The sequence below is a fragment of the Celerinatantimonas sediminis genome (genome assembly GCF_046054195.1).
In the GTDB taxonomy this organism is placed as follows: Bacteria; Pseudomonadota; Gammaproteobacteria; order Enterobacterales; family Celerinatantimonadaceae; genus Celerinatantimonas.
On record NZ_JBEQCS010000003.1, the window covers coordinates 82,376 to 95,595 of the forward strand.

General features: G+C 40.6%; 10 protein-coding genes and 3 tRNA genes. 7 read left to right on the forward strand and 6 right to left on the reverse strand.

Annotated elements, in window-relative coordinates; genetic code table 11:
• Positions 1-75: 75 nt before the first annotated feature.
• The 4 genes from ABTQ23_RS05200 (at position 76) to prc (ending at position 3,550) form a co-directional block, all read left to right on the forward strand.
• Complete coding sequence (locus ABTQ23_RS05200; RefSeq protein WP_408614591.1) at positions 76-345, forward strand: YebG family protein; 270 nt, start codon at positions 76-78, stop codon at positions 343-345.
• The gene (locus ABTQ23_RS05205) at positions 338-811 is read left to right on the forward strand and encodes a free L-methionine (R)-S-oxide reductase MsrC (protein ID WP_408614592.1); all 474 of its coding nucleotides are present in this window, start codon (positions 338-340) and stop codon (positions 809-811) included. Before ABTQ23_RS05200 ends, ABTQ23_RS05205 begins: the two co-directional genes overlap by 8 nt.
• Before the next feature lie 81 nt (positions 812-892).
• Positions 893-1,504, forward strand: coding sequence for an RNA chaperone ProQ (proQ, locus tag ABTQ23_RS05210; RefSeq protein WP_408614593.1), 612 nt, complete (start codon positions 893-895; stop codon positions 1,502-1,504).
• Between the two features lie 21 nt (positions 1,505-1,525).
• The gene (gene prc, locus ABTQ23_RS05215) at positions 1,526-3,550 is read left to right on the forward strand and encodes a carboxy terminal-processing peptidase (protein ID WP_408614594.1); all 2,025 of its coding nucleotides are present in this window, start codon (positions 1,526-1,528) and stop codon (positions 3,548-3,550) included.
• A 55-nt stretch (positions 3,551-3,605) separates the two neighbouring features.
• On the opposite strand, the gene ABTQ23_RS05220 is transcribed toward prc, so the two are convergent.
• The 3 genes from ABTQ23_RS05220 to ABTQ23_RS05230 all read right to left on the reverse strand — a co-directional run bounded on the left by ABTQ23_RS05220 (position 3,606) and on the right by ABTQ23_RS05230 (position 8,284).
• On the reverse strand, positions 3,606-4,556 hold the full coding sequence (locus tag ABTQ23_RS05220; RefSeq protein WP_408614595.1) for a tyrosine-type recombinase/integrase: 951 nt from the start codon (positions 4,554-4,556) through the stop codon (positions 3,606-3,608).
• A gap of 292 nt (positions 4,557-4,848) precedes the next feature.
• Positions 4,849-6,243, reverse strand: coding sequence for an amino acid permease (locus tag ABTQ23_RS05225; protein WP_408614597.1), 1,395 nt, complete (start codon positions 6,241-6,243; stop codon positions 4,849-4,851).
• A 97-nt stretch (positions 6,244-6,340) separates the two neighbouring features.
• The gene (locus ABTQ23_RS05230; RefSeq protein WP_408614599.1) at positions 6,341-8,284 is read right to left on the reverse strand and encodes an exoribonuclease II; all 1,944 of its coding nucleotides are present in this window, start codon (positions 8,282-8,284) and stop codon (positions 6,341-6,343) included.
• Positions 8,285-8,647: 363 nt separating this feature from the next.
• On the opposite strand from ABTQ23_RS05230, the gene ABTQ23_RS05235 reads away from it, so the two are divergent.
• Together ABTQ23_RS05235 and ABTQ23_RS05240 are read left to right on the forward strand one after the other, a co-directional pair.
• Positions 8,648-10,066 carry an MFS transporter gene (locus ABTQ23_RS05235; RefSeq protein WP_408614600.1) on the forward strand — a complete coding sequence of 473 codons (1,419 nt, stop codon included), beginning with the start codon at positions 8,648-8,650 and terminating at the stop codon, positions 10,064-10,066.
• Between the two features lie 9 nt (positions 10,067-10,075).
• The gene (locus tag ABTQ23_RS05240) at positions 10,076-11,011 is read left to right on the forward strand and encodes a glycoside hydrolase family 43 protein (protein ID WP_408614601.1); all 936 of its coding nucleotides are present in this window, start codon (positions 10,076-10,078) and stop codon (positions 11,009-11,011) included.
• 96 nt (positions 11,012-11,107) lie between these two features.
• On the opposite strand, the gene ABTQ23_RS05245 is transcribed toward ABTQ23_RS05240, so the two are convergent.
• From ABTQ23_RS05245 to ABTQ23_RS05255, 3 genes are all read right to left on the reverse strand, one after another.
• Positions 11,108-11,184, reverse strand: a tRNA-Val gene (locus ABTQ23_RS05245).
• 21 nt (positions 11,185-11,205) lie between these two features.
• A tRNA-Val gene (locus ABTQ23_RS05250) sits at positions 11,206-11,282 on the reverse strand.
• Positions 11,283-11,304: 22 nt separating this feature from the next.
• Positions 11,305-11,381 (reverse strand) — tRNA-Val (locus tag ABTQ23_RS05255).
• 317 nt (positions 11,382-11,698) lie between these two features.
• Here ABTQ23_RS05255 and putP point away from each other — a divergent pair.
• Positions 11,699-13,198, forward strand: a complete 1,500-nt coding sequence (gene putP, locus ABTQ23_RS05260) for a sodium/proline symporter PutP (protein ID WP_408614602.1) — start codon at positions 11,699-11,701, stop codon at positions 13,196-13,198.
• Positions 13,199-13,220: the final 22 nt, after the last annotated feature.

Sequence of the window (13,220 nt, forward strand, 5' to 3'; positions counted from 1 at the left end):
TCTAGAAGCCTTAGATTTTTATCAATATATCCGTATAATACCCACTGTACATAAATACAGTATTTGGAGTTACCCGTGGCAGTCGTCGTCAAATATGTAGTTGAACGAGATGGTGTAGAAAAAATGACTTTTACTTCGAAAAAAGAGGCTGATGCATACGATAAAATGCTAGATATTGCCGATCAATTTGCCTTATTTTTACGTCAATCTGAGGTGAAAATTGATGAATCGCAAGCCGAAGAATTAGGATTTTTTATCGCCAACAATCGCAATTGTGTCAATAATTTGTTAAAAGGACGTGAGTTTGAAATAAATATGCTATCAGGAGCATCTGAAGATGAATGAAAAAGCCAAATTTTATGAACGGCTAACCCAACAGGCTGAAGCTTTTACCGGACCTGACGTTCACTGGCTTTCAACGCTTGCAAATACAGCAGCGCTATTATGGATGGAACTTGATACAATCAACTGGGCTGGTTTTTATCTTAAAAGTGGTGAGCAATTAGTGCTTGGGCCATTCCAAGGTAATCCAGCTTGTACTAACATTGATATTGGAAAAGGAGTCTGTGGAACTGCGTTTGCACAACGGAAACCATTAGTGGTTACGAATGTTCACGAATTTCCCGGGCATATTGCATGTGATGCAGCAAGCGAATCTGAAATTGTTTTACCTTTTTATGCGAAATCTCAACTTGTAGGGGTTTTAGATATTGACAGCCCCATTTTAAATCGGTTTGATCAACATGACGAATCAGGTTTGCAAAAGTTGCTTAATCTATTAGCTAACGCCTTACCAGATATTGAATTTTAATAGCTTTTCCAAGCTTGGCCACTATAATAACCGGAGTGCAGAGCGGTCTGTACTATCTAGTTGTGTAATTTAAGGTTGTTCATGGAAACCGTTAATAAACTAAAGAATAGTAAAGAAGTTATTGCCTATCTGGCAGAATTATTCCCTCAGTGCTTCTCTTTGAAAGGGGAAGCGAAGCCATTGAAAATTGGTATTTTTCAAGATTTAACCAAACGGTTAAAAGACGATTCTCGGGTAAGCAATACACTGCTACGTAGTGCATTGCGCCAATACACTTCCAGTTGGCGTTATCTTCATGGAGTTAAAGCGGGAGTGCACCGCATTGATCTAGATGGACAGCCAGCTGAAATTGTTGAGCAGCAACATGCCGATCATGCTCAACAGAAATTAAAAGAGAGTAAAGAGAAAGTCTTTGGTTCTAAAGCTCAAGCAAAACGGGAAACCAAACCTGCAAGCGCAAAAGTAGAACGAACCAATGCAGCTCGTCGTCCCAAGAAAAATAATAACACGCCTCGTCCGGCTAAAATTAAAGCTGTTCCTAGCGAAGAGTTACATACCGGCAAGCAAATTCGTGTGTTAGTCGGCAAGACCCCCATGCCTGGAGTGATTACCGAAATCGTGAAAAATGAGATTTCAGTACAGCTTAATACTGGTATGCAAGTCAAAGTCAAAAAAGAGCATATCGTTGCTTAATTTTATTCAAGAGGCGTCTTTATGAGATTAATCCGCCCGCTGTTCGTGGCGCTGACACTTTCTTTGAGTTTATCGACCAGTGCAAATGCTTTAGCTAGTGCGGTTAACATCAAAGAATCAGCGCTGCCGCAACTGGCTCAACAAAGCCAACATGCTACGGAAGCAAGGCGAATTGCTGCCATTTATACACGCACTCATTATGTCAACGTTGTCTTAGATAATGCTCTTTCAAAAAAGATCTTCAAGCGTTATTTGGACCAGCTTGATTATCATCATGAGCTATTTTTGCAATCTGATCTTGACGCCATGGACGACTATCAAACTCAGCTTGATGATGATATTGCGTCTGGGCAACTTTCTCCCTTTTATAAGATTTTCAATTTAAGTTTAAAGCGTCGCTATGAGCAACTTGCTTACGCTTTGAGTTTGTTAAATGTGCATAAGCCATTAACATTTACAGACGACGAACGTTATCAATTTGATCGAACCGATGCAGCTTATCCTAAAGATAAGAACGAACAAAAAGCACTCTGGGAAAAAAAGGTTAAGTTTGATGCATTAAATCTTGAGCTCTCAGGTAAAAAGTGGCCGGAAATTGTCAAATTACTATCTAAACGCTACAACTATGCACTTAAGCGTTTGACTCAAACAGAGAGTGAAGACGTTTTCCAAACTGCCATGAATGCTTTTTCGCGTTCAATCGATCCTCATACAAGTTACTTGTCACCTCGTTCATCAGAGCGTTTCAAAACAGAAATGAGCCTTTCATTGCAAGGCATTGGTGCTGTTTTGGAAAATAAAGACGAATATACAACGATTCGCAGTTTAATTCCTGGCGGACCTGCTGCTAAAAGTGGATTACTCAAACCGGGTGATAGGATTGTTGGAGTTGCGCAAGATGGTAAACCAATGGTTGATGTCATTGGTTGGCGAATTGATGATATTGTTGACTTAATTAAAGGCCCGAAAGGAACCACAGTTTTTCTGCAGATATTGCCAGCAGGTAGTAAAGTTGATGGTAAAACTCGGCAGATTAAGTTAGTTCGAGATGTCGTCAAGCTTAAAGATCGTGCCGCCAGCGGTAAGGTCATGAAGGTAGATGGCAAAAAAATCGGAGTGTTAACCGTTCCTAGTTTTTATGTCGGCTTAAGTAAAGATTCAGCAAAAGCCATTGAGAAACTTAAAACGAAAAATATTCAGGCTCTGGTTGTGGATCTTCGAGAAAATGGTGGCGGCGCATTAACCGAAGCCATTGGAATGACTGGTTTGTTTATTCCCAAAGGTCCGGTTGTACAAGTTCGCGATCAATTAGGACGCGTTAGTGTCAACGAAGATACCAGCGGTTCAACTGTCTACAAAGGTCCATTAGTTGTACTTGTTGATCAATATAGTGCTTCAGCATCAGAAATTTTTGCAGCAGCGCTGCAAGATTATGGTCGAGCAGTTATTGTCGGTGAACAAACATATGGTAAAGGTACTGTTCAGCAGCACCGAGGATTAGGCCGCATTTATGATTTGTTTGAACACCCGATGGGACATGTGCAATACACGATTGCTAAATTCTATCGAATTAATGGTGGGTCAACTCAGCGTAAAGGTGTAATGCCTGATATTATTTTCCCATCAGCACTACCGCATTCAGAAATTGGCGAATCAGCGAACGATAATGCGTTACCTTGGGACCATATTAAGCCGGCTGAATATCATAAAGTTGGTAGTTTTAATAAACTGTTACCAATTTTGATTGCTGATCATAAAAAACGTGTCGCGAAATCAAGTGAATTTCAGTATATCGTAGCTGACATCAAGCAGTATCAAGAGCGAAAAGATAAGAAAAGCATCAGCCTAAATTATCAAGTTCGTAAAGCCCAACGAGATAAACAGGATGATAAGGAACTTATCCGTTTAAATGAGCGTTTAAAACGAGCAGGCAAAAAACCGGTCAAATCGATTGCCGATGAGCCAGCTAACTTTAAAGCTCCAGATGCTTATCTTGATGAAGCAACCGATATCGCAGAAGATTTAGCAGTTCACGAAAAACATTAGAGCTTTACTGCTAAATGAATAAATAAAAAACCACCTTTGATAGGTGGTTTTTTTATTAAAAAATAATCTTTGAGCTAGCCCTTTGTAGCCGTTCATCACCGCGGCGATCATATCGCTGAGTCGTGCTAATACTTGCATGACCCATCGCGTCTTTAACCGTCACGATATCTTCGCCATTATCAAGCATCATCGATGCAAATGTACGCCTTAGATCATGCGGAGCAAATGGCTCAATGGCCGCTTCTTTTTGTCGCAATTGCAAAATATGGTAGACAGCTTGGTCACTTAGCCGCTCTAAAGTCACATCGTCATATCTTCGAATTCGAGTAAATAGGGGACCTGAATATTCGCCTCGAATATCATGAAGCCATTTTTGTAAATAATTCCAACTGCTCGGTGGCATGAAGGAGCGGCGTTGTTTATTCCCTTTGCCCATAACAACCAGTGTTTTACTGGCATGTTCTATATCATTTAAATTAAGAGCAACCAATTCGGCTCGGCGTAATCCACAACCAAGTAATAACGCAATAATTGCAGCATCTCGCGTACCTTTACATGATAAGTCTTCATTCGTCACACTGAACAATTGCTTAATCTCATACTGACTTAAAGCACGGCCTCGACTGACTCGATATCCTTTCACGGATTTAACCTGACGAATGTGAGTGTAGGTATCAGTATCGATTAAATTCATACTCCAAGCTTCTAACATCACACCTTTGATAGCAGCCAAATAGGTATTCACTGTCGCAGGACTTCTACCTTTGGCCAGTAATTTTTCAATAATAGCTTGGATATGATGTCTCTTTAGCTCACTCCACGGGCAATCTTTAAACGAAGTACATCCTAAAATTTTTGCGACCGTATTTAAAAAGGACTTCATCGTTTGTCGGCTTCTGACCGACTGTAGCGAAATTAGATAAGCAACTGCAGGATTTTTAAGATCTGATGAGAAGTTTTTGAGTTCATTTTTAAAAGATTTTCTTGATACAACAGAATCTGACACCTAGATACTCCCATCACAGCTTATTTACGACTAACTGATTCAGCCAACTTTCAAATTAATAAAAGCTACTTTTTCAAAGATACATTTTAATAAGTAGAGATATAAAATTCAATAACTTTATATAAATTACTAATAAATTCATATAGTTATTTTGACAAGGCCAGGCCGTCTAATGTTATAAACAAAAATATAAAAGGGTTAATAAAGGGGTAAAACAATCAAAGCCAAGATCAGACAAATCGGGGGAGAGTAGAAAAGGGCAACGATAATCATCATTGCCCTTATCAGTTAGTTAAGAATTTTCAGTCGAATTTTCTGAAACACTAACGCTGTTTGTTTGTGATGTGCGATTTGATTTAATGAAGAAACAAATCGCTAAAAGCACGACCCAAGCAGGGAGTAAGTATACACAGATCTGTTGTTCTGGTGTCAGAAGCATAATGACTAAAATGACAACCATAAACGCCAGACATAAAATGTTGCTCCATGGATAAAAGAAACTAGGGAAGTAACTGCGTTTTCCATGGTGATTTTGATACTTGCGGAATTTTAAATGCGTAAAGCTGATCATTGCCCAGTTAATCACAAGTGCTGAAACAGTCAGTGACATTAAATAACCAAATGCTTCTCTTGGAACAAAATAGTTAAGAATGACACACAGTCCAACGATTAATGCCGAGCAACTTAACGCAATAACAGGGATCCCTTTGCGATTTACTTTCAGCAAAAATTTTGGAGCATTTCCCTGTTGGGCCAAACCAAATAGCATTCGACTATTACAATAAACACTACTGTTATAAACAGACAATGCGGCAGTTAACACGATAATATTTAGAATGTTAGCGACAAAGTCACTGTTGAGCGCATGAAAAATGAGTACGAATGGACTACCGCTATCGACCACTTTATCCCAAGGATATAACGATAAAAGAATAGCTAATGCGCCGATATAAAAAATGAGGATTCGGTAGATTACCTGATTGGTCGCTTTAGGAATCGTTTTTTTCGGTTGATCCGATTCAGCTGCGGTAATACCAACTAACTCAAGGCCACCAAATGAAAACATAATGATGGCCAATGCCATGATCACGCCATGCCAACCTTTAGGGAAAAATCCACCGTGCGCCCAAAGATTTGAAATTGTTGCTTGAGGACCTGCTGCACCGCTGACTAACAGATATGCGCCAAATAAAATCATACAGATGATTGCGACAACCTTGATGATGGCAAACCAAAATTCCATTTCGCCAAATAATTTAACGTGAGTTAAATTGATCAAGTTGATCACAATGAAAAATACTAATGCTGAAACCCAAATTGGAACACTTGGATACCAATATTGGACGTATTTACCGACAGCAGATAACTCGGCCATTGAAACTAATATATAGAGTACCCAGTAGTTCCAACCTGAAATAAAACCGGCCAAATTCCCCCAGTATTTATAGGCAAAATGACTAAAAGAACCAGCAACTGGCTCTTCAACAACCATTTCACCAAGTTGTCGCATAATTAAAAATGCAATAAATCCAGCGATCGCATAACCAAGTAATACCGCTGGTCCAGCCATTTTTATGGTGTCAGCAATCCCTAAAAATAGCCCAGTACCAATTGCACCTCCAAGAGCAATCAGCTGAATATGGCGATTTTTAAGGCCCCTATTTAGTTGTTGTGATTGTTCGTCCACGAGTTTTCCTTAAAAGTGGATAAGATCCATAAATGGCCCAGCTGGAATATACCGAACTGAGCCTTGTAATAATTATTTGATTGAGATTTCTAAGCGGTTAGACAAGCTCAGCGATGAGGCTTGAACCGTTTTGTTTAACTTCGCAAACTTTAACGGATAATTCATCACCTAACTGATATTTGCATTCGCCGTTAATGAATACTTTACCATTATCGCTATCACAGTTAAGTTGATCTTTAACTGCATGAACTTTGGTTGCAGGAACAAATGCAACTGCACCTGTTTCGTTAATGCGAACTTTTAAACCGCCACGAGTCACGTCAAACAATTGCCCATGCTCTATGCCGCGCTCTTTTAAGTGATGACGATAAAATTCGCTGTACAAATAATCCCCCATATTGCGCTCAGCAAATTTATGTGCTCGGCGACATTCGCCTAAATGCACAGATAATTCTTCATCAAGAGGGGATTGAGCTTGTTCATTAAGCAGCATGGCTTTTAGCAAACGGTGGTTAAGTAAATCACCGTATTTTCTAATAGGCGATGTCCATGTTCCATAACAAGGTTCACCTAAACCAAAATGCGGTTTCGCCTGCGCAGAGTATTCACTAAAACTATAGAATTTACGAAGACGAAGATCTAAATAAGTCATCTGTTCATCGTCTAATAGACGACGCAATTTACAAAATCCGTCAAATGACATGAGCTCTTCGCTAGTCATTTCGATGCCAGCTTGTTTAACAATCTCTTCGACTTGAGCAATTTTGCTTTCGTCAAAACCTGCATGCGTATTAAATACAGCAAATCCAAAATGATCGTTTAAGGTTTTAGCTGCGCTAATATTTGCAGCAATCATTGCCTCTTCAACCATTCGATTGCCAATTCGGCGTGGTTCACAGTGGATATCTGCGACACTACCATCGGGGTTGATATCAAAGCTATAATCTGGACGGTCAGCAAAAACAATCGCATTTTCTTTTCGCCAAGCCGTGCGCTGAGCAGTCATTGCTTGAAGCTCTTTAAGCTGTGTTGCAAGGGAATCGCTCTGCGGTTGCCAATCCGATTTACCATCAGATTCAACCCAACTAGAAACGTTGTCATAATTTAAGCGGTGTTTGCTTTGCATCCAGGCTGCGAAAAATTCAGTTTCACTACTAAGTTGCCCGTTATTATCAATCGCAATACGAGCGCAAAGTGTTGGGCGTTTTTGTTCTGGGTGCAAAGAACATAATTCATCCGCTAAATGTGCTGGAAGCATTGGCACTGTATGAGCAGGCAGATAAAGTGTAAAGCCACGTTCCTTAGCTGTTTTTTCTAGCGGATTTTCTGGCGTGATATAAGCACTAGGGTCAGCGATAGCAACCAATAACTGCCAGCCATCGTCTGTTTTTTCAATATTTAACGCATCATCCATATCTAATGTTGATTCTGAGTCGATTGTGAAAAACTCAACATCAGTAATATCGCGACGCTCTAATGACTCTTGTGCGAGAGTGTATTCATCTAGATCAGCTGGCGCATCCCACGCTAAATGATGACGCGCAGTCGTTGCTTTCCAACGGGCAAATTGGTCATCAGATTTAGCGATAAATTTTTGAATTTCGCAGTAAAACCCACGATCATTAAGTGGGTGGCGTAGCATTTTAGCGACAACCCAATCTTGTTTAGCCAGTTTTTCTGAAATTTGTTTATTAACTTTGGCATTGATGGGGAAGTTAATCAGTGGGTGGTCAGGAATAACTGCTGGGCGACCATCTCGATTTAAATGAATTTGGCCGATAAACTCATCAACACCCGCTTCAACTAATTTTTCTGGTTCAAAACTCTGTTTTCCATCGGAGCCATCCCGAATAACTCCTGAAACCTTATCACCGTGCATAACCCGCTTCATCTGAGCAGGGGTAATGAAGTAACTTTTGTTTCCTTCGCACTGCAAAAAACCAAATCCACGTTCCGTCGCTTTCACCTGACCTTCAGCCGTTGGTAAACTGTCTTTAATTTGTTGCTTCAGTTGCTGTAATAGCGGGTTATCTTTAAACATCTGAATTCATAAAACCCTTAATAAAAAGTAGGGTTCAACTATACACAATCGCCGCTTTTCTCGCTACCCACGGCTTGTTATTACTTGGCTATTGCACGGCTAAAACCATCATGAAAAATCATCTTTGAAACAAAAATTCCATGTAGATCTGAGAGTAAGCTTTCGTCCATAGATAAAATCGCTAAACGTCCTACAAAAGTAGTCATACCAATAATTATGCGAATTAGTACATAATTTTATCAATAACTGTTTACATAAAGTACAATATAGTGATTGGCGGCACACTTCTTTTTGTTTGTCCTGCATACGATAACGAAATAAAGCACTAAGTTGCTTTTCTGATTTTGTCATAGGGATAAAGTTATGGAAAAATTCAAGTTATCAGTGCTAGAAAAAGTTGGTTTTGGTAGTGGGGATATGGCTGTAAATGTCGTTATTTCCTCAATGATGCTCATTATCACCTTTTTCTATACAGACATATTCGGTTTAAAAGCTAGCGATTTAGCAATGCTTTTCATTGTGGTTCGGTTGATTGATGCTGTGACAGACCCAATGATGGGGATCATTACCGATAAATTCAAAACTCGATGGGGTCGTTATCGTCCTTACTTTTTAATATTGGCTGTGCCATTTGGGATATCTGTATTTTTAACGTTTAGTACACCAGATGTCGCGTACAACTTAAAACTGGTTTATGCCTACGCCACCTATATTCTGGTCACCCTTATTTTCACCGCTGTTACTATTCCTTATATTTCCCTTATCGGTGTCTTAACCAATGACCCACAACAGAGGTTGTCAGCGAATGGTTATCGTCTGTTTTTAGCCAAAGTCGCGGCATTTCTTGTCACGATTATCGTTCCTCAACTTTCAGCATCTTGGGGCGAAGGGAATATGCAGATGGGCTATAAAATTTCGATGGGGTTAATGGGATTAATGGCAACAGTGCTATTTTTATTCTGTTTTTTCACCACGAAAGAACGACTTGAACATCAGCCAGAAAAAATCTCAGTTTGGCATCAAGCCAAAGTATTGGCAAAAAATGACCAATGGCTGCTGCTATGTTTTGCTTGTGTGACGGGCACTGTAGGTTATGTGATTCGAGGTTCTGTTGCTGCTTATTACGCTAAATATTATCTAGGCGGAGGAGCAGGGATGATCTCAGACTTCTTAGCCACTGGGGTGACTGCATCAATTTTAGCGATGGTTGCATCCACTTGGATTACTAAACGTTTTTGCAAAATTAAGCTATTTCGTTACAGCCAAATTGGTGTGGCTATCTTAAGTGTACTGATGTTCTTCACTGTCGGACAAAAAGACATCGCTTGGGCATTCGTATTGTATTTTATTCTCTCATTTGTCGTTGATTTACATGCGCCGGTTTTCTGGTCTGCGATCGCTGAAGCCGTCGATTATGGCAAAGTGAAAAATGGAGAAAGAGCTTCAGGGTTATCATTTGGAGGCATATCATTTTGTCAGAAGTTCGGAATGGGGATTGCAGGCGCCATTGTTGGCTGGCTATTAACCTACTTCAATTACGAACCGAACCAAGCTCAGACAGCATTTACTCTGACAGGAATCGCGTTAATGTTATCAATTATTCCGGGATTCTTTCATCTGTTGATGGGTCTGTGCATGTTTAAATACAAAATTACTGATGCATTCTATAACGAAATGCTCGAAACAGATGCTCTGGCTCATGAGGTAAATGAAGATGTCATCTTAGATACTGGGTCTAAATCTGATGACTCTCACCATGATCACCCAGCGTTTTCAAAATAGGGGAGTAATATGTCGTATCCTAAACCGTTTATTTTACAGCGTGCCGACCCACATATGTCAAAAGGGCCTGATGATTACTACTATTTTACTGCGTCTGTGCCACAGTATGACAGAATTGAACTTAGAAGAGCTGAGCACATTGATGAGTTACCCAGTGCGCCAGCTACTGATATTTGGCACGCTCCGGATTCAGGCCCTTATAGTTCGTTGATTTGGGCGCCAGAGCTGCATTATCTATTTGATCAGTGGGTCATCTATTTTGCCGCGGCACCTAATCGGGATATTGTTGATGGGCTTTTTCAGCATCGCATGTATGCCGTTGGCAATAAAAGTAAAAATCCATTTGCTACCGATTGGGAGTTTTTGGGACAAGTTGATTCAGGGATAGACACATTTTGCCTTGATGCAACTCACTTTGAACATAACGGCCAATCCTATTATGTGTGGGCGCAAAAAGATAATGAGATCCCTGGTAATTCAAATTTGTACATCTCAACGTTAAGTTCACCCACTCAATTGGCTAATTCCCCTGTGCGGTTAAGTATTCCGGATAAGCCATGGGAGCAGCGCGGATTTAAAGTCAATGAAGGGCCAGCGGCACTGATTCGTAATGGGAAAGTAATGATCACGTATTCAGCCAGCGCTACGGATGAAAACTATTGCATGGGGCTCTTATGGGCAGACCAAGACGCCGATTTGCTAGATGCTTCAAATTGGCATAAATCAGATGAGCCAATATTTACAACAAACTATAATCAGGAAATTTTTGGACCAGGTCATAACAGTTTCGTTACAGACGAGCAGGGGAACGACTTATTAGTATACCACGCACGTAATTATACGGAGATCGAAGGAGACCCTTTGTGGGATCCCAATAGGCATACCCGTATTCAAACCGTTCATTATGATAATGAAGGATTAGTCGAACTAGGTGAAGCGCTCTAATAAGAGCTAAAACTTAGGGTAAGCTAGCTTAGATAAATAAACAGAGGTGAGTAGCAATGCTACTTGCCTTTTTCATTTTTGCAGTAGATAAACGATTGGTACGACTGAGTGGACTCGAACCACCGACCCCCACCATGTCAAGGTGGTGCTCTAACCAACTGAGCTACAGTCGTATAATAGAAGATTAAGATGTTTGGTACGACTGAGTGGACTCGAACCACCGACCCCCACCATGTCAAGGTGATGCTCTAACCAACTGAGCTACAGTCGTACAATCATAATCTGTGTCTTTCTGGTACGACCGAGTGGACTCGAACCACCGACCCCCACCATGTCAAGGTGGTGCTCTAACCAACTGAGCTACGGTCGTACAACCGCGAAAGCGAGCGTATATTAGCGAGAGGGGGATGATGGCGCAAGTAGTTTTTTCCAGATTGAGAGCTAGTTGTCCAATCCATAACCGTTTTAGATATCAATGTGATCCATTGCCAACGTAGCCTCGATTGATTTTCAGTCACTTTTGTAAAAGTTGCCCTGATGAACCGAAAGTGATTGCGTCTGCTGTTTATTTTTAATACTAATAAAAAGGCATCCTTAATAAACTGGAATCAAGTAGAACCCATCTAAGACATAAAATAATAAATTTGGATGCAAAGGATTTTGCACACACAATAGAAGGAATTTTGAATGGATCGATCGACAATGGCTATCAGCCTGACATTCGTGGTTTATTTAGTCGCGATGCTTATTATTGGCTATTATGCTTATCTTCGAACAAAAAACTCATCTGACTACTTTTTAGGAGGAAGGTCGTTAGGGCCATGGCCTGCTGCCTTGTCTGCAGGTGCATCAGATATGAGTGGGTGGTTATTGCTTGGATTACCAGGCTTGGCCTATGCTACAGGTGTCTCATCCATATGGTTACCTGTTGGGTTATTAATTGGGACATGGTTGAATTGGCTTATTTGTGCAAAACGTCTGCGAACTTTTACAATTGTAGCTTCCGATTCACTGACTATTCCTGAGTATTTCGCGAATCGATTTAAAGACTCAAAGAAAATTCTGCAAACTATTTCCGCCTGCTTTATTTTGCTCTTTTTCCTAATCTATACAGGTTCTGGTTTGGTCAGTGGTGGTAAATTATTTCATACAGTATTTGGTTTAAATTACCACTGGGCAGTAGTTGCCGGGACGCTTTGTATTGTTAGCTATACGTTGTTTGGCGGGTTTCTGGCGGTATCGTGGACTGATTTGGTACAAGGCCTGCTGATGTCTCTGGCTTTAGTCGTTGTGCCAATCATAGCTATTCAAACAGATGGCTATTCTACCTTGGGTAGTGGCTTAAGAGCAGTTAATCCTAACTTATTGAATGTCTTTAAAGATCTCAATGGCGACCCAATTTCAGCTATTAGTATTATTTCATTGTTAGCTTGGGGTTTAGGTTATTTTGGACAGCCGCATATTTTAGCGCGTTTTAACGCTACTCGTTCTAACAAAGACATTAAAAAGGCTAGACGTATCGCCGTATCATGGACTGCAATATCAATGATCGGTTCTGTCTGTGTTGGGATTGCTGGTATTTTATATGTGTTATCGACTCAAGGTAGTCCCCTGGCAGATAAAGAAACCGTATTCATGGTTTTGGTAAATACGCTATTCAATCCAATTGTTGCAGGTATTTTATTGGCAGCTGTATTAGCGGCGATTATGAGTACTGCTGACTCACAGTTACTTGTTTCTTCATCCGCTATTGCCGAAGATATCTATGGCAAGTGGATTCGCCCTCACGCTAGTCAGGAAGAAATCGTTTTAGTCGGCCGGATAGGGGTCGTCGTTTTATCGCTGGCAGCAATGGGACTTGCAATGGACCCTGGCAGTTCCGTTTTAGGGTTAGTGAGTTATGCATGGGCTGGATTTGGTGCAGCATTTGGCCCGGCACTGATTATCTCACTATTTTGGCCTAGAATGAACCAACATGGCGCATTAGCCGGCGTGTTAGTTGGTGGTATCACTGTGATTGTCTGGAAACAGATCTCAGGTGGAATTTTTGATTTATACGAAATTGTGCCCGGATTTATTCTCTCTATTGTTGCAATTGTGATTGTATCGCTCATCACTCCTGCACCAAATAAAGAAGTCCAAGAGCAGTACGACGAATATCAAAAGCAGTTACAAAGCGATGCCTAATACAAAAAGCCACCTTTACGAG